This is a genomic window from Pandoraea pnomenusa, from assembly GCF_000767615.3.
Lineage (GTDB): Bacteria > Pseudomonadota > Gammaproteobacteria > Burkholderiales > Burkholderiaceae > Pandoraea > Pandoraea pnomenusa.
On the sequence record NZ_CP009553.3, the window covers coordinates 4,547,253 to 4,569,692 of the forward strand.

A 22,440-nucleotide genomic window follows, 5' to 3' on the forward strand; every position below is an offset into this window, starting at 1 on the left:
TCCTTGGCACAAAACGAATGCATTTTAGCACTGCCTTTGCCCATTTTATTATTCCCGAATGTCCGGAACGCACGTCTTTTTTGACGCAATTCGCCCCGAACATTCGGTTTTTACGCATTAATGCGTATTACTACTTAGTTGGGCGGCACTGCCTGATCAGGGGTACAGACCGCGCATCTCACGGGCTTGCAGAATGCGGGTACACGCGACGATGAAGGCCGCCGTGCGCAGCGACACCTTGTGCTCCTGCGCCACGTGCCACACGCCGTCGAAGGCTTCACGCATGATGCGCTCCAGGCGGTGATTGATCTCTTCCTCGGTCCAGAAGAAGCTCGAGAAATCCTGCACCCATTCGAAATACGAGACGGTCACGCCACCGGCGTTGGCCACCACGTCGGGCACCACGAGGATGTTCTTGCTGCGCAGGATGTCGTCGGCGGCGGTCGTCGTCGGACCGTTGGCGCCCTCGACCACGACCTTGGCGCGGATCTTGTCGGCGTTCTTCTCGGTGATCTGGTTTTCCAGGGCTGCCGGGACCAGGAATTCGCAGTCCAGCGACCAGAATTCGTCGTCCTGGATCGTCTCGGCTGCCGGGAAACCGCCCACGCCGCCGGTCTCGGCCACGTGCTTGAGCAGGTTCGGCACATCGAGGCCGTCGGACTTGAAAATGGTGCCGGTATGATCCTGCACGCCGATGACATGCGCGCCGGCCTCATGGAACAGACGCGCGGCGATTCCGCCCACGTTGCCGAAGCCCTGCACGATCACGCGCGCGCCGCGCACGTCCATGCCCAGGCGGCGGGCCGCTTCGCAGCTCACCACGAACACGCCGCGGCCGGTCGCTTCGCGACGGCCGAGCGAGCCGCCCAGCGAGATCGGCTTGCCGGTCACCACGCCGGTGGCGGTGGAACCCTCGTTCATCGAGTAGGTGTCCATCATCCACGCCATGATCTGCTCATTCGTGTTGACGTCCGGCGCCGGAATGTCCTTCGTCGGCCCGATGATGATGTTGATCTCGCTGGTGTAACGGCGCGTGAGGCGCTCCAGCTCGCCACGCGAGAGCTTGCGCGGATCGACGCGGATACCCCCCTTGGCGCCGCCGTACGGCACGTTCACCGCGGCGTTCTTGACCGACATCCAGGCCGACAGGGCCATGACTTCGGACAGGGTCACGTCCTGGTGGAAACGCACACCGCCCTTGCCGGGGCCGCGCGACGTGTTGTGCTGGACACGATAGCCCTCGAAATGGGCGATGGTGCCGTTGTCGAGTTCGATCGGGCAGTCGACGATCAGAATCCGCTTCGGGCGCTTGAGGGTTTCGACCCAGCGCGAGAGCGTGCCCAGATAGGGCGTGACGCGATCGACCTGTTGGAGATAGTTACCCCACGGACCGAGGTGCTCGGCGTCGAGGTAAGAGGGCAAGGCATGTGACGTTTGAGACATCTTTGGATTCTCCGGCTTCAATCGGCGCCGCACGCACATACCGTGCTTGCGACACGAATGGCTCGCACTTTACAAAGAACCGCAGAGAACAATCCAATGCCGAATAAACATGCATCTATGCAAATCGTGCATAGTTTTGTCATCCACCCGGCCGGGCGGTGACGTCTACCCCTTGCACTGATCGCGCACCGCCTGCCAGAACGCCTCGACGGCATCACGCTTGGCCCGCTCGCGACGGTTGCCGGCATCCGCATGGGCGAGCCGGTCGCGGTAAAGCCGGATTTCCATGTCCAGGTGCCACGGGGCGGCCGCCTTGCCCGGCGGCGCGAGATCGATGAGTTCGCCGCGCGCCACGGAGTCGACCACGGCGCTCTCCGGCAGAAACGCCACGCCGTGCCCCGCGAGCACCATCGCCTTGAGCGCTTCGGCCATGTCCGTCTCGTAGACCTTGTCCAGATGCAGCCCGCTCGACGTGTCGCCCGCCAGCAGATCGGCCATGCGCCCGAGATAGGCGTTCGACGTGTAGGCCAGGTAGGGCACCTGCACCTCGCGCGTGCCGGGCAGCCTGAAGCGGGCGCGCTTTTGCGGCGTGGGCGCGCTGTAGGGGCTGAAGCGCTCGCTGCCCAGCACGATCATCTCGTAGCGCGCCGCGTCGAGTTGCAGCGGCTGGCTCGGATGGTAGTAGCACATCAGGAGATCGCAGCCACCGTCGGTGAGCGACATGGCCGCATCGTGGACATTGAGGGCGCGCAAGCGGCTGCGCAGCAGGCCGAGCCGCTTTTCCAGCGTCTTGAGCCAACGCGGGAAGAATGTCATCGACAGCGTGTGCGGCACGGCGAAATCGAGCACCGAGTGATCGGCGGAGCGCTGCTCACGCAGCAGCGCCCGCGCCTCCTGTGCCTGGGAGAGCAACGCCAGCGCCTGCTCGTAGAAGACTTCGCCGGCGGGGGTGAGCCGCGTGGGATAGCTCGAACGGTCGATCAGTTCGCTGCCGAGCCACGCTTCGAGCGACTGGATGCGACGCGAAAACGCCGGCTGCGTCACGTGACGCAACTCGGCCGAACGGCTGAAACTGTTCGTCTTGGCGAGCGACACGAAGTCCTCGAGCCATTTGATTTCCATGCGGCGCTCCCGCGGCTGCCATCCCAGCGCGCTAGTCTACTCAATCGTTCGCCTGGCGCACAGGGCCGGGCGTGGGCGGCCGCGCCCCCTGCGTCCCCCCGCCTCCGCCCGGCAACGACATCCGCCCCGAGCGAGTCGACCTACGACACGACCGTAGCGAAGTGAGACGCCTCGGCATCCCCCTCGTCACCGCGCCGTTGCTGCTGCAACGCCCACATTTGCGCGTAGAGGCCCTCGGCGCGCAGCAGTTCGTCGTGCGTGCCGCGCTCCACGATGCGTCCCTTGTCGAGCACGATGATTTGCGCGGCGTGCACGACTGTCGAGAGTCGGTGGGCGATCACGAGCGTGGTGCGCGAGCGCGCGATATTGCGCAGCTCGGACTGGATCGCCTGCTCGGAGCGTGAGTCCAGCGCCGACGTCGCCTCGTCGAAAATCAGGATGTGCGGATTCTTGAGGATGGTCCGCGCGATCGCCACGCGCTGCTTTTCCCCGCCGGAGAGCTTCAGGCCGCGCTCGCCGACCATCGACTCGTAACCGGCGGGCAGGCTTTCAATGAAATCGTGAATGTGCGCGGCGCGCGCGGCCGCGATCACCTGCTCGCGCGATGCGGACGGATTGCCGTACGCGATGTTGTAGTAAATGGTGTCGTTGAACAGCACCGTGTCCTGCGGCACGATGCCGATCGCCGCGCGCAGCGAATCCTGCGTGACTTCGCGAATGTCCTGGCCGTCGATGGTGATGCGTCCGGCCGACGCGCCCGCAAAGCCGACGTCGTAGAAGCGGAACAGCAGGCGCGAGAGCGTCGATTTGCCCGAGCCGCTATGGCCGACGACTGCGGTGGTCGTGCCCGCCGCGATGCTGAAGTCCACGTCGTGAAGAATCTGGCGCGACGCTTCATAGCCGAAATTCACGTGCTCGAAACGCACCAGACCGCCCTGGCACACGAGCGGTTGGGCGCCGGGCGGATCGGCCACTTCGCGATTGACGTCGAGCAGCGTGAACATGCGATCCATGTCCGTCATCGCCTGCTTGAGTTCCCGGTAGATCACGCCGAGGAAATTCAGCGGAATGTAGAGCTGCAGCATGAACGTGTTGACGAGCACCAGGTCGCCGAGCGTCATCGTGCCGTTCATCACGCCGCGCGTGGCATGCCAGAGGATCAGGATCAACCCGGTAGCGATGATCACCTGCTGACCGAAGTTCAGCACCGAGAGCGAATTCTGCGACCGGATCGCCGCCGCGCGGTAGCGCCGGAGGTTCTCGTCGTAGCGCTGCGTCTCGAACGCCTCGTTGCCGAAATACTTCACCGTCTCGTAGTTGATGAGCGAGTCGATCGCGCGCGCATTGGCTTTCGAGTCGAGCTCGTTCATCGTGCGGCGAAAGTGCGTACGCCACTCCGTCACCTTCACCGTGAAGACGATGTAGCAGGCGAGCGCGACGAGCGTGACGATGGCGTAGAACGCGTCGTAGCGCACGACAAAGAACCCGAGCACGAGCGCCACCTCGATGAGCGTGGGCAGAATGCTGTAGAGCGAATACGAGATCATCGACTGGATGCCGCGCGTCCCCCGCTCGATGTCGCGGCTCATGCCGCCCGTCTGACGCTCCAGGTGAAAGCGCAACGACAACGCGTGAAGATGACGAAACACCCTGAGCGCGATCTGCCGCACGGCGCTTTCCGTGACCTTGGAGAACAGGATTTCCCGAAGTTCGGTGAAAAGCGACGTGGACAGGCGTACCAGGCCGTAAGCGACCACGAGCAGTCCAAGCCCGCCCACCACGATGAGACTGGGATCGTTCGCGGCGCGCGCGGTGCTCGACAGCGTGGCCACCGGGCCGAGCGCGTCGACGATGTGCTTCATGATGATCGGCACGCCGAGGTTCGCCACCTTGGCCAGGATCAGGCACGACAGGGCCAGGGTGACCCGTCCACGGAACTCGAGCAGGTAGGGCAACAGCGATTTGATCACCTGCCAGTCGCCGCGCGGCGACCGGGGCGCATTGGCAGCCGCCGGCGCGGGCTCGGCCGGAGTGAAACGTCTCATGATGGCGTGGGGCGGCGTCCGGCTCGCGCGAGGGCTTTCCGCTAGAATCGTTGATGACGTATTTTCGCAGAACCCGGCGTCTCATGCTGAGCCGACGCCGGGCAGCCTCACCGGCTCACGCAAGGAATCTCATGAGTACCCCGACCCCCGCCCTCACGGCCCTGCCCGACGAAAAAGAACTGGCCCTGCGCGTCATGCCGATGCCCGCCGACGCAAACGCCCATGGCGATGTGTTCGGCGGCTGGATCATGTCGCAGGTCGACATCGCCGGGTCGATCCCTGCCGCCCAGCGGGCCAATGGCCGCGTCGCGACGATTGCCGTCAACTCGTTCCTGTTCAAGGAACCCGTGTTCGTGGGCGACCTCCTCAGCTTTTACGCCACCATCGTGAAGACAGGCAACACATCGATCACCGTCTACGTCGAGGCCTACGCACAGCGCATGCGCCTGTCGCACGAGATCGTGAAAGTCACCGAGGCGATGGTCACGTACGTGGCAACCGACGAAGACCGCCGTCCCCGACAGTTGCCGAAGCTCGACGCAGCGAGCTGAGCGTCACGCCACATCGCGGGCCTCCGGCGGCCGGCGGTCGCCGCCGCCCCCAAAAAGAAACGCCGCACGCCCCGGGCAACGGGACGTGCGGCGTTCGCACATTGCCGGGCGGGCGCCCCGGCAATGCGTGCCTTACGAAAACTGCGTGAAATCCGGTTTGCGCTTCTCGAAGAACGCGGTGAAGGCTTCGCGGGCTTCCGGCGACACCAGGCGCTTGCCGAACTCCAGGGCTTCTTCGCCGATGCGCTCCCTGACGTTGCGCGCGCTGTCGCCCTTCATCAGTTGCTTGGTTACACGCAGCGACCCCGCCGGCATGGCGGCCAGCTGCGCGGCGCGTCTGGCCGCGTATTCCGAGAGCTCCGCCACAGGCACGACACGATTGACGAAGCCCATCGCCACGGCCTCGTTCACGTCGAACGGCTCGCCGAAGAGCAATTTCTCCGCGGCGCGCTGATAACCCGCCACGCGCGGCAGCAACCAGCTCGACGCCGCTTCCGGACACAGCGCCAGTTGCGAAAACGGCAACGAAAACCGCGCCGTCTCGGCCGCGTAGACCACGTCGCAGTGCAGAAGCATCGTCGTGCCCACGCCCACGGCGTTGCCCGACACGGCGGCGACGATCGGCTTGGTGGCCTCGCTGATGGCGTACAGGAACCGAAAGACAGGGGCGTCGCCGTCCGTCGGGGGATGCTTCAGGAAGTCCTCGAGATCGTTGCCCGCCGAGAAGGCTTCGGGGTGCCCCTGGATGAGGATCACGCGCAATGTCGGATCGGCTTCCGCCGCCAGGATGCCCTCGGCCAGTTGGGCGTACATCGCGGCCGTGATCGCGTTCTTCTTGTGAGCGCGATTGAAGCTCAGCACCTGCACGGCGCCCTGACGCTGCACCAATACGTCTTCCATCTCGTCTGTCTCCTTGCGTTGCAAGCGCCCGGGCCGGAGCACCGGGGGCATCGTCCCCTGCCCCGCCGTCGTCAAAAACGCCGGGGTGCGGCCGCGCTCCCGCGAACCCGCACCCCGGCGCCACGAGCCGACGTCGATCCGGCGAGGCGTCTTGCCGGCGACCTTGCGATCACCTGCGACGGACTCGCCGCGCGCGAGCGGCGGCCCACCCGATTACATGCGCTCGAGAATCCCTGCGGCGCCCATACCCGTGCCCACGCACATCGTCACCATGCCGTACTTCAGGTTGTGACGACGCAGCGCATGCACCACGGTCGCGGCGCGAATCGCACCGGTGGCGCCCAGCGGGTGCCCCAGCGCGATGGCGCCGCCCATCGGATTGACCTTGCTCGTATCCAGATCCAGATCCTTGATGACGGCCAGCGCCTGCGCGGCAAACGCTTCGTTGAGTTCGATCCAGTCCATGTCCTGCTGAGACAGGCCGGCGGCACGCAGCGCCGCGGGAATCGCTTCCTTCGGGCCGATGCCCATGATCTCTGGCGGCACGCCGCGCACGGCGAACGAGACGAAACGCGCGAGCGGAGTGAGGTTAAACTGCTTGAGCACCGTCTCGCTCACGACAAGCAGCGCACCGGCGCCGTCCGACGTCTGCGAGCTGTTGCCGGCCGTGACCGAGCCCTTGTTGGCGAACACCGGGCGCAGCTTGGCGAGGCCTTCGAGCGACGTGTCCGGGCGTGGTCCCTCGTCGAGCGAGAGCGTGCGCGTCTTGACCGCCACTTCGCCTGTCGCGAGGTTCGGGAAGCGCTCGACGATCTCGATCGGGGTGATTTCCTGGGTAAATTCGCCGGCCTGCTGGGCCTTGATGGCCTTCTGGTGCGACGCCAGCGCGAAGGCGTCCTGCGCGTCGCGCGTCACGCCCCACTGCTGCGCGACCTTCTCCGCCGTGAGCCCCATGCCGTAGGCGATGCCCACGTTCTCGTCGCGCTCGAAAATCGACGGGGAGAGCGACGGCGTATTGCCCATCATCGGCACCATGCTCATGCTCTCGATGCCCCCGGCGATCATGGCGTCGGCCTCGCCCACGCGGATACGGTCGGCGGCCATGGCCAGCGCCGTCAGGCCCGAGGCGCAAAAACGGTTGACGGTCACACCGCCTACCGTGTTCGGCAGCCCGGAGAGCAGCGCACCGATACGCGCCACGTTCAGCCCCTGCTGGGCTTCGGGAATCGCACAGCCGATGATGGCGTCCTCGATCACCTTCGGATCGAGATCCGGCACCTGGGCGAGCGTGCTCTTGAGGATGGTCGCGAGCAGGTCGTCCGGACGGGTGTTCTTGTAGCTGCCCTTGGGCGCCTTGCCGATCGGCGCGCGCGTGGCGGCAACGATATAGGCGTCTTGCAGTTGTTTGCTCATGTCAGTCTCCGATCGGCTTAGTTGCGCACCGGCTTGCCGGTTTGCAGCATGCCCATGATGCGTTCCTGGGTCTTCGACGTGCCCAGCAGTTCGATGAAGGCGCGACGCTCGAGTGCGAGCAGCCATTCTTCGTTCACGAGGCTGCCGGCTTCCACGTCGCCGCCGCACACGGCCTCGGCAATGCGTGAGGCAATCAGGAAGTCGTGCGCCGAGATGAAGTTGCCGTCGCGCATGTTCACGAGCGAGGCCTTGATCGTCGAGATGCCCGAGCGGCCGGCAACCGGAATGCCCGCCGGCTTGAGCGGCGGACGGTAGCCGGAGATCGCGAGCGCACGCGCTTCGTTGCGGGCAACCGAGAGCAGTTCGTGCACGTTGTAGACGATCGTGTCCGACGGCTTCAGGTAGCCCATGTCGCGCGCGTCGAGCGCCGAGGCCGAGACTTTCGCCATGGCCGCGTTGGTGAACGACTTGGTCAAGAACTGCAGGTACTGCACGCTGCCCGCGGCAGTGGCGGCCTCGGCCGCGCGAATCGCCGCTTCCTTCAGACCGCCGCCGCCGGGCACGAGACCCACGCCGACTTCGACCAGCCCGATGTAGCTCTCTAGCGCCGCCACGCGCCGGGCGCTGTGGAGCAGCAGTTCGCAGCCGCCACCCAGCGCAATGCCCGAGACGGCCGAGACGACCGGCACCTGCGCATACTTCACGCGCATCATGCCGTCCTGGAATTTCTTGATGAAAGGCTCGATGCCCTTCGCGCCGCCCATCATGAACGCCGGCATGGCGGCCTCCAGATCGGCGCCGGCGGAGAACGGACCGCCCGGCGCGCCGAGCTTGAGCGACGTGGGCTGCCACACGACGACACCGCGATACTGCTGCTCGGCGAGATCGATTGCGCGGGTCAGACCGTCGATGACGGCCGGCCCGATCGTGTTCATCTTGGTCTTGAACGAGACGATGAGCACATCGTCCTGGCCCGGCGTCTCGTCGACCCACAGACGCACCGCGTCGTTCTCCTCGATGGTCCTGCCGAACTTGCGCGGATCGGCGCTGGCGTCGCCCACGAGCGAGGCCGGGAATACCTGGCGCTGATACACCGGCAGCGTGCTGCGCGGCACGAAGGCGTCCTTGGCCGGGTTGTACGAACCCTCTGCCGTATGGACACCACCGGCGTCGGCCACCTTGCCGCTCGTGACCCACTTGGGCAGCGGCGCGCTCGACAGGGCCTTGCCCGCGTCGATATCTTCCTGCACCCACTGCGCGATGTCCTTCCACCCGGCGGCCTGCCAGTCCTCGAACGGACCGGTGGTCCAGCCGAAGCCCCAGCGAATCGCGAAGTCCACGTCGCGAGCGTTATCGGCGATCTGCTCGAGATACACGCCGATGTAGTGGAACACGTCGCGGAACACCGCCCACAGGAATTGCGCCTGCGGATGGGTCGATTCGCGCAACAGGCGCAAGCGTTCGGCAGGCGCCTTCTTCAGAATGCGCACGACCATCTCGTCGGCCTTCTTGCCCGACTCCACGTACTCGCCCGACTGCGGGTCGAGCACCTTGATGGCCTTGCCCTCCTTCCGGTAGAAGCCGGCGCCGGACTTCTGGCCCAGCGCGCCCTTGTCCACCAGCGCCTTGAGCACCGGCGGCGTGGCGTACACCGGCGCGAACGGGTCGTCCTTGAGGCCGTCCTGCATCGTCTTGATGACGTGCGCCATGGTGTCCAGACCGACCACGTCGGCCGTGCGGAACGTGGCGGACTTGGCCCGGCCGAGCTTGCTGCCCGTGAGATCGTCGACGACGTCGAAGGCGATGCCGTACTTCTGGGCTTCGGCGAACACCGCGAGAATCGAAAACACGCCCACGCGGTTGGCGATGAAGTTCGGCGTGTCCTTCGCGCGCACCACACCCTTGCCGAGCGTGGACGTGAGGAACGTTTCGAGCTGGTCGAGGATCGCGGGCTCGGTCGTGGCGGTCGGGATCAGCTCGACCAGATGCATGTAGCGCGGCGGATTGAAGAAGTGCACGCCACAGAAGCGCGCCTTCAGATCGGCGTCGAAGCCTTCCGAGAGTTCGGTGATCGACAGGCCCGACGTGTTCGACGCGAAAATGGCGTGCTTGGCCAGGTGCGGCGCGACCTTCTTGTACAGATCGTGCTTCCAGTCCATGCGCTCGGCGATCGCCTCGATCACCACGTCGCAGCTCGCCAGCTTCTCGAGATCGTCCTCATAGTTGGCGACCTCGATGTACTGCGCGTCCGCCTTGTCGGCGAACGGCGCCGGGCTCAGCTTCTTCAGGCCGTCGATGGCACGCGTGACGATGCCGTTCTTCGGGCCTTCCTTGGCTGGCAGGTCGAACAGCACGACGGGCACTTTCGCGTTGACGAGGTGAGCGGCAATCTGCGCGCCCATCACGCCGGCGCCGAGCACGGCGACCTTGCGCACGACCAGGGGTTTGTTGGTTTGACTCACGGTGATCTCCTCCGCTCTCAGAACAGGTCGACGTCGATGTCCATCAGCGTCTTCGCGCCGGCACGGGCCATGCGGATTTGCGACGCGGTCTCGGGCAGCAGCTTGGCGAAGTAGAAACGCGCGGTGGCGAGCTTCGATGCGTAAAACTTGTCGCCGCTGCCTTGCTTGTCCAGCGCAATGCGCGCCATGCGCGCCCAGAAGTACGCGAACACGAGATGACCGACCACGCGCTGGTACGGCACCGAAGCGGCGCCGACTTCATCCGGATTGGCCATCGCCTTCATGCCGATTTCCATCGTCAGCTTCTGCACCTTGTCGCCGATGTCCGCGAGCGGATTGACGAACTCCTGCATCTCTTCCTTCGTGCCTTCGGCTTCGACGAAATCCTGCACGAGCTTGCCGAACTTCTTGAGCTTGGCGCCCATGTCGCCGAGGACCTTGCGACCGAGCAGGTCGAGGGCCTGAATCGAATTGGTGCCCTCATAGATCATGTTGATACGCGCGTCGCGCACGTACTGCTCCATGCCCCACTCGGAAATGAAGCCGTGCCCGCCGTAGATCTGCAGAGCGTGGTTCGTGCACTCGAAGGCGTTGTCCGTGAGAAATGCCTTGATGATCGGCGTGAGCAATGCGACCAGGTCGGCAGCTTCCTTGCGCTCGGCTTCGTCGCCGTGCGAGAGTTCCTTGTCGATGTGCAGTGCCGTCCAGTACGAGAAGGCGCGACCGCCCTCGACGTAGGCCTTCTGCGTGAGCAGCATACGACGCACGTCCGGATGCACGATGATCGGGTCGGCCGGCTTGTCCGGCGCCTTCGGGCCGGTGAGCGAGCGCATCTGGATGCGCTCTTTCGCGTACACGAGCGAGTTCTGGTAGGCAACTTCGGTCAGGCCGAGGCCTTGCATGCCCACGCCTTGGCGCGCGGCGTTCATCATCACGAACATGGCGTTCAGGCCCTTGTTCGGTTCGCCCACGAGCCAGCCCCTGGCGCCGTCGAGGTTCATCACGCAGGTCGCATTGCCGTGAATGCCCATCTTGTGTTCGATGGATCCGCACTTGATGCCGTTGCGCTCGCCCGGAGCGCCGTGGGCGTCAGGGATGAACTTCGGCACGACGAACAGCGAAATGCCCTTGGTGCCCGGAGGTGCATCAGGCAGGCGCGCCAGCACGAGGTGGACGATGTTGGCGGCCATGTCGTGCTCGCCCGCCGAGATGAAGATCTTGGTGCCCGAGATGGCGTACGAACCGTCGCCGTTCGGCTCTGCCTTCGTGCGCAGCATGCCGAGATCGGTGCCGCAGTGCGGCTCGGTCAGGCACATCGTGCCGGTCCACTCGCCCGACACGATCTTCGGCAGATAGGTGGCCTGTTGTTCGGGGGTGCCGTGCGCATGCAGGCATTCGTAGGCGCCATGCGACAGCCCCGGATACATCGTCCAGGCCTGGTTGGCGGAGTTGAGCATTTCGTACAGGGCGTTGTTCACGACCTGCGGCAGCCCCTGGCCGCCGAATTCGGGATCGCACGCCAGCGCGGGCCAGCCGGCCTCGACGTACTGTTGGTAGGCCTGCTTGAAGCCGGTCGGCGTGGTGACCACGCCGTCGCCTTCGTACTTGCACCCTTCGCGATCGCCCACCTGGTTCAGGGGGAAGACCACTTCGCTACAGAACTTGCCGGCTTCCTCGAGCACCTGATTGATGGTGTCTGCATCGATGTCCGCGTGCTTCGGCATTGCCTTCAATTCGTTTTCCACGCCCAGCAGTTCGTGCAGAACGAATTGCATGTCGCGCAGCGGCGCGTTGTACTGTCCCATGACCTACTCCTCCGAACAAATCGACTCGAATCGCGGACGGCTCGCGCCTCACCCGCGCTGATAAGACGAAATCAGCTTTTCCAGTGCCACCCGGGTCATCTCGACGGCGCCCGGCTCCCGAAGGAAGCGCGCGTCGTGATGCAGGCCGAGTGTCAGGCTGTACATTTCGAAGAGCATCAGTCGCGGATCGGTGTCCGCACGCAGATGTCCCTCCTCCTTCGCTTGCGTGATCGCGCGCAGCAGGGCGGCACGCCACAGTCGCACACTCTTCACCAAGGCTTCGCGCACCGGACTGGCCGCGCGGTCGTCGTACTCGACGGCGCCGCTGATGTAGATGCAGCCCGTCGTGACTTCACGAATACGCTTGTCCATCCAGCGATCCACCAGCGCTCTGAGTCGCGGCAAACCGCGCGGTGCTTCCATGCTCGGTGCGAACACCTCGGCTTCGAAGCGCCGGTGGTATTCCATCAGCACCTCGATCTGCAAGTCCTCGCGCGAACCGAAATGCGCGAAAACACCGCTCTTGCTCATGTGCATGCGATCGGCCAGCAAGCCGATCGTCAGCCCCTCGAGTCCATCCCGCCCCGCCAGTTCCAGCGCGGCATTCAGAATGGCGGCACGTGTCTGTTCACCCTTTCGCATGTGTATGGCATCGCTTTGGTTATCCGTTCTCCGATGCTAACCAAAAAATCGAACGGCCGTCCTATTATTGAGGGACGTCCATGGGCGAACAAGGAATTTATTAGATCGGAATACCTAATCGGTATCGTTGCCGAGAGGGGCATCCGGCGGCGCGGCGCAAGGCCCGACGAGTGCGGGCGACGGTGCGGGATCAGTCGTATTTGCCGCGCGTGAGCAGCTTCATCACGAGGCGATAGAGCCGATAGGCGGCCCATTGGCGCAGGCGTCGCCAGCGCGAGCGCCCACCGTAGCGATCGGGGTCGATGCGGCGGGCCTCGCCGAACGCGCGCCGGATATGATCGCGCAGCTGGATCACCAGCGGGTCGTCGAGCACGACCACATTGGCTTCGTGGTTCACGAACAGGGATAGCGCGTCGAGATTCGAGGAGCCGACTGTCGCCCAGACATCGTCGACGACCGCCACCTTGCCGTGCAACTGCCGCATGTCGTACTCGCCGATGTGCACACCGGCGTCGAGCAGCTTCGCGTAAAGCCATGGCACGGCGGCGTCGAGCAGGCGGAACTCCTTGCGCCCGATGAGCAGATGCACGGCCACGCCGCGCGCTGCCGCCTTCGAGAGCGCGCGGCGCAGCCGCCGTCCCGGCACGAAATACGGGTTCGCCAGCCAGACCTCGTGACGGGCGCGCCCCAGGGCGCGCAGATAAGCCTTCTCGACCGCGCGGCGATTATGCAGATTGTCGCGCGCGACGAAGGCCGCCTGTCCAGCGTAAGGGGCGTGGAGGCGCCCTCGCTGCCCCCGGCGCCGATGCCGGAACGGCGTGCCGAGATACCCCGGCGCAAGACGCATCCACTGGATATGGAACGCAATGCCGACCTCGGCCACGAGGGGGCCGCGGCATTGCACGGCAAAGTCCCAGCGCGGATGCTCCATGCGAAGGCCGCCGCCACCGTTGTAGTCGTCGATGACGTTGATCCCGCCCACGAACGCCACTTCGTGATCGACGACGGCGAGCTTGCGATGCGTGCGCGAAAAGCCGAACTTGCCGAACAGGCTGGGGTTGTAGATGCGGTGCTGCACGCCGGCTTCACGCCACTCGGCGAAGCAAGGCAGACGTCGGCTCGTGCCCACGCCGTCGGTAATTACGCGCACATTCACGCCACGCCGTGCCGCCCGTTGCAATGCCGCCGAAACGTTCTGCCCCGCGTCGTCGGCCTCGAAGATGTAGGTCTCGAGCGCGACATCGCGCGTGGCCTTGTCGATCGCGTCGACCAGTGCGGTGAAGTAGTTCTGACCGAGATAGAGCAGCGTCAGATCGTTATCGCGGGAGAACGGCAGATACTTGCTCATTGGCGCGACGTGGCGTGTGCGGCTACCGCACGCGCCGCGGCAATTGCCGGATGGCGTCGCCGTTCGATGGCGAAAAACACCGCGCAGCGGCCTCCTCCCACGGCAGCCACGCATACGCCACATGCTCACGCGGGGCGAGCGTCACGGGTGTGTTCTCGGGCACGCACAGGCCAAACCAGTGCTCCGTATTGCGCGTGACGCCCGGGGCGTACCGATGCGCCCATCGCGGATAGATGTTGTACTGGATTTCGTGCTGCCAATCGATCAGCGCGTCTTCCGGGACCGCTGTACCGTTTGCCACGCGAATGCCCGTCTCCTCGAAGACTTCGCGCGCGGCGGTCTCGAAAAGCGGTTCGTCGAGCCGGTCCTTGCTGCCGGTGACCGACTGCCAGAAATTCTCGGCGTCGGCGCGTTCGATGAGCAGGACGTCGAGCGCTGGCGTGTAGATCACGACGAGGACCGATTCGGGAATCTTGAAAGGCTTCATGCAGGCTGCGGTTGTCGATGGCGGCGCCGACGGCCGGCGCCGATGATGCATTGTATAGGGCACGCACGACATTGCGATACCGACAGGTCGCCCATCGGATAGCCGTGACCGTGCGACGGTCCGACTGTCAGCGCACATCCCGGTCCGTCCCGTCGCGCACGGCCAACTCCAGCGGGATCCGTGTCGATGTCCGCATCGGCACCTGAAAAAAACAAACCCCCTCGCCTTGACGGCAGAGGGGGTTCGAAACGTCGCACCGGGCCGGTGAGCGGCCCCCGGCGCAGGCGTCAGGCCTTCGGAGCTTCGGGCTGGCGCAGACGGATGTGCAGTTCGCGCAGTTGACGCTCGTCGACCGGCGACGGTGCTTGCGTGAGCAGATCCTGCGCGCGTTGCGTCTTCGGGAAGGCGATCACGTCGCGGATCGAATCGGCGCCGGCCATCATCGTGATGATGCGGTCCAGGCCGAACGCGATACCACCGTGCGGCGGCGCGCCGTACTGGAGCGCGTCGAGCAGGAAGCCGAACTTCGCGCGGGCTTCTTCCTCACCGAGCTTGAGCGCACGGAACACCTTGCTCTGCACGTCTTCCTGGAAGATACGAACCGAACCGCCGCCGATTTCCCAGCCGTTGAGCACCATGTCGTAGGCCTTCGCCAGGCACTTGCCCGGGTCGGTCTCGAGGTAGTCGATGTGCTCGTCCTTCGGGCTCGTGAACGGGTGGTGGCAGGCGACCCAGCGGGCGTCGTCCTCGTCGTACTCGAACATCGGGAAGTCGACGACCCACAGCGGGCGCCAGCCGGCTTCGAACAGACCGTGGCTCTTGCCGAACTCCGAGTGGCCGATCTTCAGGCGCAGTGCGCCGATGCCGTCGTTGACGACCTTGGCCTTGTCCGCGCCGAAGAAGATGATGTCGCCGTCCTGTGCACCGGTGCGCTCGAGAATCGAGGCAATGGCGGCGTCGTGCAGGTTCTTCACGATCGGGCTTTGCAGACCGTCGCGGCCCTTGGCCACTTCGTTGACCTTGATCCAGGCCAGGCCCTTCGCGCCATAGATCTTCACGAATTCCGTATACGCGTCGATTTCGCTACGCGAGATCTCGGCACCGCCCGGCACGCGCAACGCCACCACGCGGCCGCCTTCGGTCGTGGCAGGCACCGAGAACACCTTGAAGTCGACGTCGCCCATCACGTCGGTCAGCTCGGTGAATTCAAGCTTCACGCGCAGGTCCGGCTTGTCCGAACCGAAGCGGCGCATCGCTTCCGAGTACTCCATGACGGGAACCTTGGCGTCGAGCTCGACGCCGATGGCTTCCTTGAACACGTGACGGATCATGTTCTCGAACAGATCGCGGATTTCCTGCTCCGAGAGGAACGAGGTCTCGCAGTCGATCTGGGTGAACTCCGGCTGGCGGTCGGCGCGCAGGTCCTCGTCGCGGAAGCACTTGGTGATCTGGTAGTAGCGGTCGAAGCCGGCCACCATCAGCAGCTGCTTGAAGAGCTGCGGCGATTGCGGCAGTGCAAAGAACTGGCCGGCGTTCACGCGGGAGGGCACCAGATAGTCGCGGGCGCCTTCCGGGGTGCTCTTGGTGAGCATCGGCGTTTCGATATCGATGAAACCCTGCGCGTCGAGATACTTGCGCACTTCCATCGCCACCTTGTAGCGCAGGCGCAGGTTGTACTGCATTTGCGGACGGCGCAGGTCCAGCACGCGATGCGTGAGGCGCGTGGTTTCCGAGAGGTTTTCGTCGTCGAGCTGGAACGGGGGCGTGACCGAGGCGTTGAGCACCTGCAGTTCGTGGCACAGCACTTCGATCTTGCCGCTCGTGAGGTTGGCGTTCTCGGTGCCGGCCGGACGGCTGCGCACCAGGCCCGTGATCTGCACGCAGAACTCGTTGCGCAGGCCTTCGGCGACCTTGAACATCTCCGCGCGGTCCGGATCGCACACGACCTGCACCAGACCTTCGCGATCGCGCAGGTCGATGAAGATGACCCCGCCGTGATCACGGCGGCGATTGACCCAGCCACAAAGCTTGACCGTTTGGCCCAGTTGTTGCTCGGTCACCAGACCGCAGTAGGAGGTACGCATGGACATTTTGCTGTTCCGATTTTCAAAAATATGACGCCGACGGATCCCGGTGGCTCACAGGAGCGGACCGGGACGTTGCTGGCGCGGGTTGTGGGCGGGCGCCACCACGCCCATCGATACGATGTACTTGAGGGCGGCGTCGACCGTCATGTCGAGCTCGATCACGTCGCTCGCCCGCATCATCAGGAAGAAGCCCGAGGTCGGGTTCGGCGTCGTCGGGACATAGACGCTCACGTACTCGCCCTGCAAGTGATTGACGACATCGCCGCCCGGCGCGCCGGTCAGGAAGGCGATGGTCCAGGAGTCCGCGTGCGGATACCGCACGAGCAATGCCTTGCGAAACGCGTTACCGTTGCTCGAGAGCAATGTATCGGACACCTGCTTGACGCTGCCGTACAGCGGTCCGACCACGGGAATGCGCGTCAGAATGGCTTCCCACCAGCCGACCAGCTTCTGGCCAATGAAATTATGCGCCAGAAGGCCGACGACGAACACGAATGCCAGCGTGACCACCACCCCGAAGCCGGGCACCCGCATGCCGATGAGGCGCGAGGGCTGCCACTCGTCCGGCAGCAGCAGCAGGGTCTGGTCCATCGTGCCGATGATCAGCCCGAGCACCCACAGGGTGATGGCCAGCGGCACGAGCACGAGCAGGCCGGTCAGGAAAATCGTCTTCAACGCGGGTTTTTTGACGCTCATGGCAGGACTCGTGAATGTGGGCCGGGGGTGTCAGCGGCGGATTCGGATCAGTGGCAGGCGCAGCCGCCACCGCAGGCAGCCGGTGCGCTCGACGATTCGCCGCCCGAAGACGACGACGCGCTGCTCTCGCCCGATGCGGCTGCCGGGGACGACGAAGCGGACGAAGCGGACGAAGCGGCCGAAGCCGACGACGGCGCGCCCGAAGCCGGGGCACTGGCGCCGCCCGATCCGCCACGGAAATCGGTCACATACCATCCCGAGCCCTTGAGCTGGAACCCGGCCGCCGTTACCTGCTTGCGAAACGAGTCCTTGCCGCATTCCGGGCACTGGGTGAGCGGTGCATCGCTCATTTTTTGCAGCACATCCTTGGCGAAACCGCATGTTTCGCAACGATAGGCATAGATTGGCATGATTCTTTCTGACGGAAAAAGGCGCGCAAAGCCTTGAATTATAACCGCTTCACAAGGCTTTCGGGATGAGTCCGCAGATATATGGGGCCGCACCGGGCCAAGATCAAGAGGCGGCGCGCCTCGCCTCGAGTACGGCCGTCCCGCCCGGTGGCACAAGCCCTGCCATCGCGGGAAGTCCGCGGGCCTGCGGACGATGCCGCGGCCCTGCCGACGCCAGATCGGTCAGATCGTCGAGATCTGCTGTTCCGGCGGCTGCCGACGCGCCGAGGCCGGCTGCAGCAACGAACCGACGACCATGCCCGCGATCGAGGCGATCAGGCCGGCCAGTTGCGGCGGCACCATCGCATCCGGGGCAAACGCTTCGCAGGCGAGCCACACGATCAGGCCGCCGAACACGGACAGCGTGCCGCCCAGCGAGCTCGAACGCTTCCAGTAGACACCGAAGGCCAGCGGCACAAAGCAGCACACGAGCGTGACCTTGTAGGCGCTTTCCACCATCTGGAAGATCGACGCGGTCGAATTGAGCGCGTACACCAGCACGAGCGCCGTGAAGCAAAGCACGACGATACGCATCAGGCGCAGCAGGTGCTTGTCGTCGATCCGGCCCTTGAGCATCGGGCGCACGATGTTCTCCGCGAACGTCACCGACGGGGCGAGCAGCGTGGCGGACGCGCAACTCTTGATGGCCGACAGCAGCGCACCGAAGAACATCACCTGCGCCACGATCGGCACGCTGGTGAGCACCAGCTGCGGCAGGATCTGCTGTGGATCGGTGCCGATGTACTTCTGCACCATCGACGGCGCGATCAGCAGCGCGGAGTAGGCCAGGAAAATCGGGATGAACGTGAAGAAGAAGTACAGCACGCCGCCGGTCACCGAACCGGCCACCGCCACGTTTTCGGACTTCGACGACATCACGCGCTGGAACACGTCCTGCTGCGGTATCGAGCCGAACATCATGGTGATGCCCGCCGCGATGAACGCGAGCACGTCGGCGGGGTTCATCTCTGGCAGGAACACGAACTTGCCGGCTTCCGAGGCGTGGGCGATCACGGCGCTCGCGCCGCCCGGCACCATGCCCGAGACGACGACCGCGATGTAGATCAGCCCAACGACGATGATGATCATCTGGATGAAGTCGGTCACGGCCACCGAGATCATGCCGCCCAGCAGCGTGTAGGCCAGCACGGAGATGGCACCGATGATCATGCCGGTGGGTTCCGACATGGCACCGCCCGATACCGTATGGAACACGAGGCCGAGCGCCTTGATCTGCGCGCCCACCCAGCCGAGGTACGAGATCACGATGGCGATGCTCGTCACCACCTCGACCGTGCGGTTGTATTTGAGCTTGTAGAAGTCGCCGATCGTCATGAGGTTCATGCGATACAGCTTGCGGGCGAAGAACATGCCGACGAGCACCAGGCACATCGACGAGCCGAACGGGTCCGAGACCACGCCGCGCAATCCCTCGCCGAGGAACGTGGCCGGAATGCCGAGCACCGCTTCCGAGCCGAACCAGGTGGCGAACACCACGGCGATGACCATGCCATACGGCAGGCGACGGCCGGCGACGGTGAAATCCTTGGTATTGCGGACCTTGAGGGCGGCCAGCAGCCCGATGGCCACCGAAATGACCCAGTACAGAATGACAAACCAAATCAGCATAACGCGGCCCCAGCCAAGCCCCAGGGCGACAGCTCCCGGCAGGCAGCGCCGCGCCGGGGCATGATCCGGCCGCATGTGGCCGCCCGCGCGCTAACGATACCTTGCCATGGGCCGCAGCCTTCCGGGCAACAGAAAATCAGGTCGGTGCATGACGGGGCTGATGCGATTCAGCACTCGGGGGCGCCCGTTTTGCCACCTGGCGAAAAAATTTTCGGCCGATTATAGCGGCGGTGAAGACGCGCGGGGAAAAAATCACAATTCCCGCGGGCAATCGTGGCAAATATCGGGAAATACCTAGTGTCTGGGATGGCGTTGGCCACAGATGACGCTTAACAGAGGGCTTCCGCGTCCCTGCGCTCGCGCGGCCGCTTCAGCGCCGGCGCCAGACCATCCAGTATTCGGCGCCGGCGAAGACCGGTACGGAGTCCTCCACGAGCTGCTTCGTCTCACAGACGAAATCCCGACCCAGCAGTGCATCGAGGGCTTCGGGCGCGATGCCGAACGGCGGGCCTTTCGGCGTCTCGCGCAAAAAGAAATAGCCGGCCAGACGCGCCCCCGGCGCCAGCAACTGCGCCATCCGGTGGGCATAGTCCGGCCAGAGGTGGCGCGGCAATGCGCAGAGAAACGCCCGTTCGTAGATCAAGTCGGGCGCGAACGGGGGCATATAGGTGAAGAAGTCGGCTTGCTCGACGAGCGCGGCGCGCGGGCCGAGTTGCGCCCGGGCCGACTCGACGGCAACCGGTGAGAAGTCGATGGCTCGCACCGGCCAGCCCTGCGCGTCGAGCCACGCGGCTTCGTACGCCGAGCCGCACCCCGGAATCAGCGTGGCGCACGGCGCCGCTTCCTGTGCCACGAACTCCCGAAGCGCACGAGGCGCGCCGGCGGCGTCCCACGGCATGAACGCGTTGGCGAACCGCTCGTCCCAGAACGCGGCACTCGACGGATCGCGATGGGCGAAGGCGGGTACCGCCGGCGCGCCACTGTCCCGCGCACGCGTTTCGCCCGTGCCAGTCGCGGCCTCGGTGTGATCCGCCCCGCCCATGCCGGCCATCTCCGGGCCGTCGCCATCGCGCGGTGCGTGCAGCGGCCAGACCTTGGGGGACCACGACGGGAAGACGGACATGTTCGATTCCTTGGCAGGCGGCTCAGCTGTAGAGCCAGATGAATGCCGCCAGTATTCCGATGGAGATGCCGCCGACCAGGCAGAAGGCGCCGGTCAGCAAGCGATTCGTGCGACGTTGCTCCTGCAACAGCGCGAGCAGCAGCGTATCGTCCTGCGGTCGCGCATGCGCCGCAAGCGCCTGATGGATCAGGCGCGGCAACTGCGGCATCGTCTTGCTCCACTGGGGCGCTTCCGCCTTCAGGCGCTCGAGCCAGCCGCGCGGGCCGATCTGTTCGGCCATCCAGCGCTCGAGGAACGGTTTGGCTGTCTTCCAGAGGTCCAGATCCGGGTCGAGCTGGCGCCCGAGCCCCTCGATATTGAGCAGTGTCTTCTGGAGCAGCACGAGTTGCGGCTGAATCTCGACATTGAAGCGGCGCGACGTCTGGAACAGGCGCATGAGCACCAGGCCGAGCGAGATTTCCTTGAGGGGACGGTCGAAATACGGTTCGCAAACGGCACGGATCGCGCCCTCGAGTTCCTCCACACGGGTATCCGGCGGCACCCAGCCGGACTCCAGGTGCAGCGACGCCACCCGGTGGTAGTCGCGCCGGAAGAACGCCAGAAAGTTCTGCGCGAGATAATTCTTGTCGAATTCGGACAAGGCGCCCACGATGCCGCAATCGAGCGCGATGTAGCGCCCCAGCGTCGATGGCTCGAGGCTCACGAGAATATTGCCCGGGTGCATGTCGGCGTGGAAGAAGCCGTCGCGCAGGAACTGCGTGAAGAAGATCTCCACGCCCTCGCGCGCGAGCTTCTTCAGATCGACGCCGGCATCGCGCAGCACCTCGATCTGGCTGATGGGCACGCCGCGCATGCGCTCCATCACGAGTACCGAGCTCGAGCTGAATTCCCAGTAGATCTCGGGCACCATCAGCATGCCTGAGTCGATGAAGTTGCGGCGCAGTTGCGCGGCGTTGGCGGCTTCACGCATCAGGTCGAGTTCGTCGTGCAGGTACTTGTCGAACTCCGCGACCACCTCGCGCGGCTTGAGGCGCTTGCCGTCTGGCCACAGTCGCTCCACCCAGCCGGCGAGATCGCGCATGAGCGCCAGATCGCTGTCGATCACGACGAGCATGTTCGGTCGCAGCACCTTGACCGCGACCTCCTTGCCGGCGTGCTCGCCCTCGCGAACGCGTGCGAAGTGCACCTGGGCGATCGACGCACTGGCCACTGGCGTGCGCTCGAACTCCACGAACACTTCCTCGAGCGGACGGCCCAGAGACTTCTCGATGCTTGCACGCGCCACGTCCGGATCGAAAGGCGGTACCTGGTCCTGCAGGCGCGCCAGTTCCTGGGCGATGTCGGGCGGCATCAGGTCACGTCGCGTCGACAACACCTGGCCGAACTTCACGAAGATCGGGCCGAGCGATTCGAGGGCAAGTCGCAAACGCTCGCCGCGCGGCGCCTTGAGCCCCGAGCGGCCCAACGTCGCCACGCGCAGCAGCGCGCGCGTGACCGGATGCGGAATACTCGAGAGCACGAGCTCGTCGAGCCCATACCGATAGCAGACGATGAAAATCTTGATCAGACGCAGAAGACGCATTGGTCAGCGGCCTCCGTTGGTGCGCGGGACCGACGGCGCTGCGGCCCCGGGCGCGCCCTTGCGGCGCTCGATCTTCTCGATGCGCTTCTCGAGCCGGGCGAGGTCGTCGCGCAGCGTGCCGATCTCGGTGCGCATGGCATCCAGGCGCGGTCGCGCCACCAGCATCGGATGCTCTTCCACGAGAAAGTCGGCGAGCGAGCGTGCGAGCGTGCCTCCGGTGCGCCGTGCACCGGCGACGGCCGCCTTGCCCGTCTCGGTCACGCGGTGCGCGGCGGCGTCGCCAATCACCTTGCTCAGGTCTTCGGCGACTTCCCAGCGCAGATGTTGAGCGAGATAGGACACGGTGTTGGCGAACTCGGCGTCGCCCTCGATCTTGACGTGACGCATGACGGCGGCCTGTCCACCGCCCGCGAAATCGGCCAGCGCCGCAGGCGGCACCGAGATGCCGACGTCGCAGGCGTGATCCGGTTCGGCGGCGGCGAGATAGCCGTCCTCGCCCACGCGCAGGCGCAGGTCGATCGCGGACATCGCCAGCCGGGCAGACGCGCCGACGTGATGACGCAAACGCTCGCGAGCCCAGGGTTCGCGGGCAAGCAGATGGTTCACGGTGGCGGCAAAGGCTTTGGCGGCTACGGTCATGAGCTTGGCGGCCGGCC

At 65.1% G+C, this 22,440-nt stretch carries 18 protein-coding genes; 1 reads left to right on the forward strand and 17 read right to left on the reverse strand.

Annotated elements, in window-relative coordinates:
- Positions 1–156 precede the first annotated feature (156 nt).
- The 3 genes from LV28_RS44370 to LV28_RS44380 all read right to left on the reverse strand — a co-directional run bounded on the left by LV28_RS44370 (position 157) and on the right by LV28_RS44380 (position 4,610).
- On the reverse strand, positions 157–1,443 hold the full coding sequence (locus tag LV28_RS44370) for a Glu/Leu/Phe/Val family dehydrogenase (RefSeq protein WP_023873140.1): 1,287 nt from the start codon (positions 1,441–1,443) through the stop codon (positions 157–159).
- Between the two features lie 165 nt (positions 1,444–1,608).
- Positions 1,609–2,565 (reverse strand): LysR family transcriptional regulator, encoded by a 957-nt coding sequence (locus LV28_RS44375; RefSeq protein ID WP_038619823.1) that lies wholly within the window; start codon positions 2,563–2,565, stop codon positions 1,609–1,611.
- A 140-nt stretch (positions 2,566–2,705) separates the two neighbouring features.
- Positions 2,706–4,610: an ABCB family ABC transporter ATP-binding protein/permease gene (locus LV28_RS44380; protein WP_038619820.1), complete on the reverse strand. Its 1,905-nt coding sequence runs from the start codon at positions 4,608–4,610 to the stop codon at positions 2,706–2,708.
- 131 nt (positions 4,611–4,741) lie between these two features.
- Here LV28_RS44380 and LV28_RS44385 point away from each other — a divergent pair, with 131 nt between their 5' ends.
- Complete coding sequence (locus LV28_RS44385) at positions 4,742–5,161, forward strand: acyl-CoA thioesterase (RefSeq protein ID WP_023597512.1); 420 nt, start codon at positions 4,742–4,744, stop codon at positions 5,159–5,161.
- Between the two features lie 132 nt (positions 5,162–5,293).
- On the opposite strand, the gene LV28_RS44390 is transcribed toward LV28_RS44385, so the two are convergent.
- The 14 genes from LV28_RS44390 to LV28_RS44455 all read right to left on the reverse strand — a co-directional run bounded on the left by LV28_RS44390 (position 5,294) and on the right by LV28_RS44455 (position 22,423).
- Positions 5,294–6,061, reverse strand: coding sequence for an enoyl-CoA hydratase (locus tag LV28_RS44390; RefSeq protein ID WP_025249810.1), 768 nt, complete (start codon positions 6,059–6,061; stop codon positions 5,294–5,296).
- A 213-nt stretch (positions 6,062–6,274) separates the two neighbouring features.
- Positions 6,275–7,474: an acetyl-CoA C-acyltransferase gene (locus LV28_RS44395; RefSeq protein ID WP_038619815.1), complete on the reverse strand. Its 1,200-nt coding sequence runs from the start codon at positions 7,472–7,474 to the stop codon at positions 6,275–6,277.
- A gap of 17 nt (positions 7,475–7,491) precedes the next feature.
- Positions 7,492–9,936 carry a 3-hydroxyacyl-CoA dehydrogenase/enoyl-CoA hydratase family protein gene (locus LV28_RS44400; protein ID WP_115344459.1) on the reverse strand — a complete coding sequence of 815 codons (2,445 nt, stop codon included), beginning with the start codon at positions 9,934–9,936 and terminating at the stop codon, positions 7,492–7,494.
- Between the two features lie 17 nt (positions 9,937–9,953).
- Positions 9,954–11,741 carry an acyl-CoA dehydrogenase C-terminal domain-containing protein gene (locus LV28_RS44405; protein WP_023873135.1) on the reverse strand — a complete coding sequence of 596 codons (1,788 nt, stop codon included), beginning with the start codon at positions 11,739–11,741 and terminating at the stop codon, positions 9,954–9,956.
- A 48-nt stretch (positions 11,742–11,789) separates the two neighbouring features.
- On the reverse strand, positions 11,790–12,383 hold the full coding sequence (locus tag LV28_RS44410) for a TetR/AcrR family transcriptional regulator (RefSeq protein ID WP_023597517.1): 594 nt from the start codon (positions 12,381–12,383) through the stop codon (positions 11,790–11,792).
- Positions 12,384–12,573: 190 nt separating this feature from the next.
- Positions 12,574–13,818 carry a cardiolipin synthase ClsB gene (clsB, locus tag LV28_RS44415; RefSeq protein WP_371328147.1) on the reverse strand — a complete coding sequence of 415 codons (1,245 nt, stop codon included), beginning with the start codon at positions 13,816–13,818 and terminating at the stop codon, positions 12,574–12,576.
- Positions 13,754–14,218 carry a dihydroneopterin triphosphate diphosphatase gene (nudB, locus tag LV28_RS44420; protein WP_023597519.1) on the reverse strand — a complete coding sequence of 155 codons (465 nt, stop codon included), beginning with the start codon at positions 14,216–14,218 and terminating at the stop codon, positions 13,754–13,756. The genes clsB and nudB overlap by 65 nt, the downstream gene beginning before the upstream one ends.
- Positions 14,219–14,505: 287 nt before the next feature.
- Positions 14,506–16,308 carry an aspartate--tRNA ligase gene (gene aspS / locus LV28_RS44425; RefSeq protein ID WP_023597520.1) on the reverse strand — a complete coding sequence of 601 codons (1,803 nt, stop codon included), beginning with the start codon at positions 16,306–16,308 and terminating at the stop codon, positions 14,506–14,508.
- Positions 16,309–16,356: 48 nt separating this feature from the next.
- The gene (locus tag LV28_RS44430) at positions 16,357–17,001 is read right to left on the reverse strand and encodes a DUF502 domain-containing protein (protein ID WP_023597521.1); all 645 of its coding nucleotides are present in this window, start codon (positions 16,999–17,001) and stop codon (positions 16,357–16,359) included.
- 47 nt (positions 17,002–17,048) lie between these two features.
- Entirely contained in the window at positions 17,049–17,411 is a 363-nt protein-coding gene (locus LV28_RS48550; protein ID WP_081326957.1) for an FmdB family zinc ribbon protein, read from the reverse strand.
- A gap of 222 nt (positions 17,412–17,633) precedes the next feature.
- Positions 17,634–19,079: a high affinity choline transporter 1 gene (locus tag LV28_RS44440; protein WP_023597523.1), complete on the reverse strand. Its 1,446-nt coding sequence runs from the start codon at positions 19,077–19,079 to the stop codon at positions 17,634–17,636.
- A 370-nt stretch (positions 19,080–19,449) separates the two neighbouring features.
- The gene (locus LV28_RS44445; protein ID WP_048806826.1) at positions 19,450–20,121 is read right to left on the reverse strand and encodes a methyltransferase domain-containing protein; all 672 of its coding nucleotides are present in this window, start codon (positions 20,119–20,121) and stop codon (positions 19,450–19,452) included.
- A gap of 103 nt (positions 20,122–20,224) precedes the next feature.
- The gene (gene ubiB / locus LV28_RS44450) at positions 20,225–21,784 is read right to left on the reverse strand and encodes a ubiquinone biosynthesis regulatory protein kinase UbiB (protein ID WP_023873131.1); all 1,560 of its coding nucleotides are present in this window, start codon (positions 21,782–21,784) and stop codon (positions 20,225–20,227) included.
- A 3-nt stretch (positions 21,785–21,787) separates the two neighbouring features.
- Positions 21,788–22,423 (reverse strand): ubiquinone biosynthesis accessory factor UbiJ, encoded by a 636-nt coding sequence (locus tag LV28_RS44455; protein ID WP_023597526.1) that lies wholly within the window; start codon positions 22,421–22,423, stop codon positions 21,788–21,790.
- Between the last annotated feature and the right edge of the window lie 17 nt (positions 22,424–22,440).

What these genes read in the sequence shown, in the direction of transcription:
- LV28_RS44370 (WP_023873140.1), bottom strand. Translation starts at nt 1,443, where the DNA reads ATGTCTCAAACGTCACATGCCTTGCCCTCTTACCTCGACGCCGAGCAC.
- LV28_RS44375 (WP_038619823.1), bottom strand. Translation starts at nt 2,565, where the DNA reads ATGGAAATCAAATGGCTCGAGGACTTCGTGTCGCTCGCCAAGACGAAC.
- LV28_RS44380 (WP_038619820.1), bottom strand. Translation starts at nt 4,610, where the DNA reads ATGAGACGTTTCACTCCGGCCGAGCCCGCGCCGGCGGCTGCCAATGCG.
- LV28_RS44385 (WP_023597512.1), top strand. Translation starts at nt 4,742, where the DNA reads ATGAGTACCCCGACCCCCGCCCTCACGGCCCTGCCCGACGAAAAAGAA.
- LV28_RS44390 (WP_025249810.1), bottom strand. Translation starts at nt 6,061, where the DNA reads ATGGAAGACGTATTGGTGCAGCGTCAGGGCGCCGTGCAGGTGCTGAGC.
- LV28_RS44395 (WP_038619815.1), bottom strand. Translation starts at nt 7,474, where the DNA reads ATGAGCAAACAACTGCAAGACGCCTATATCGTTGCCGCCACGCGCGCG.
- LV28_RS44405 (WP_023873135.1), bottom strand. Translation starts at nt 11,741, where the DNA reads ATGGGACAGTACAACGCGCCGCTGCGCGACATGCAATTCGTTCTGCAC.
- LV28_RS44410 (WP_023597517.1), bottom strand. Translation starts at nt 12,383, where the DNA reads ATGCGAAAGGGTGAACAGACACGTGCCGCCATTCTGAATGCCGCGCTG.
- nudB (WP_023597519.1), bottom strand. Translation starts at nt 14,218, where the DNA reads ATGAAGCCTTTCAAGATTCCCGAATCGGTCCTCGTCGTGATCTACACG.
- aspS (WP_023597520.1), bottom strand. Translation starts at nt 16,308, where the DNA reads ATGTCCATGCGTACCTCCTACTGCGGTCTGGTGACCGAGCAACAACTG.
- LV28_RS44430 (WP_023597521.1), bottom strand. Translation starts at nt 17,001, where the DNA reads ATGAGCGTCAAAAAACCCGCGTTGAAGACGATTTTCCTGACCGGCCTG.
- LV28_RS48550 (WP_081326957.1), bottom strand. Translation starts at nt 17,411, where the DNA reads ATGCCAATCTATGCCTATCGTTGCGAAACATGCGGTTTCGCCAAGGAT.
- LV28_RS44440 (WP_023597523.1), bottom strand. Translation starts at nt 19,079, where the DNA reads ATGCTGATTTGGTTTGTCATTCTGTACTGGGTCATTTCGGTGGCCATC.
- LV28_RS44445 (WP_048806826.1), bottom strand. Translation starts at nt 20,121, where the DNA reads ATGGGCGGGGCGGATCACACCGAGGCCGCGACTGGCACGGGCGAAACG.
- ubiB (WP_023873131.1), bottom strand. Translation starts at nt 21,784, where the DNA reads ATGCGTCTTCTGCGTCTGATCAAGATTTTCATCGTCTGCTATCGGTAT.
- LV28_RS44455 (WP_023597526.1), bottom strand. Translation starts at nt 22,423, where the DNA reads ATGACCGTAGCCGCCAAAGCCTTTGCCGCCACCGTGAACCATCTGCTT.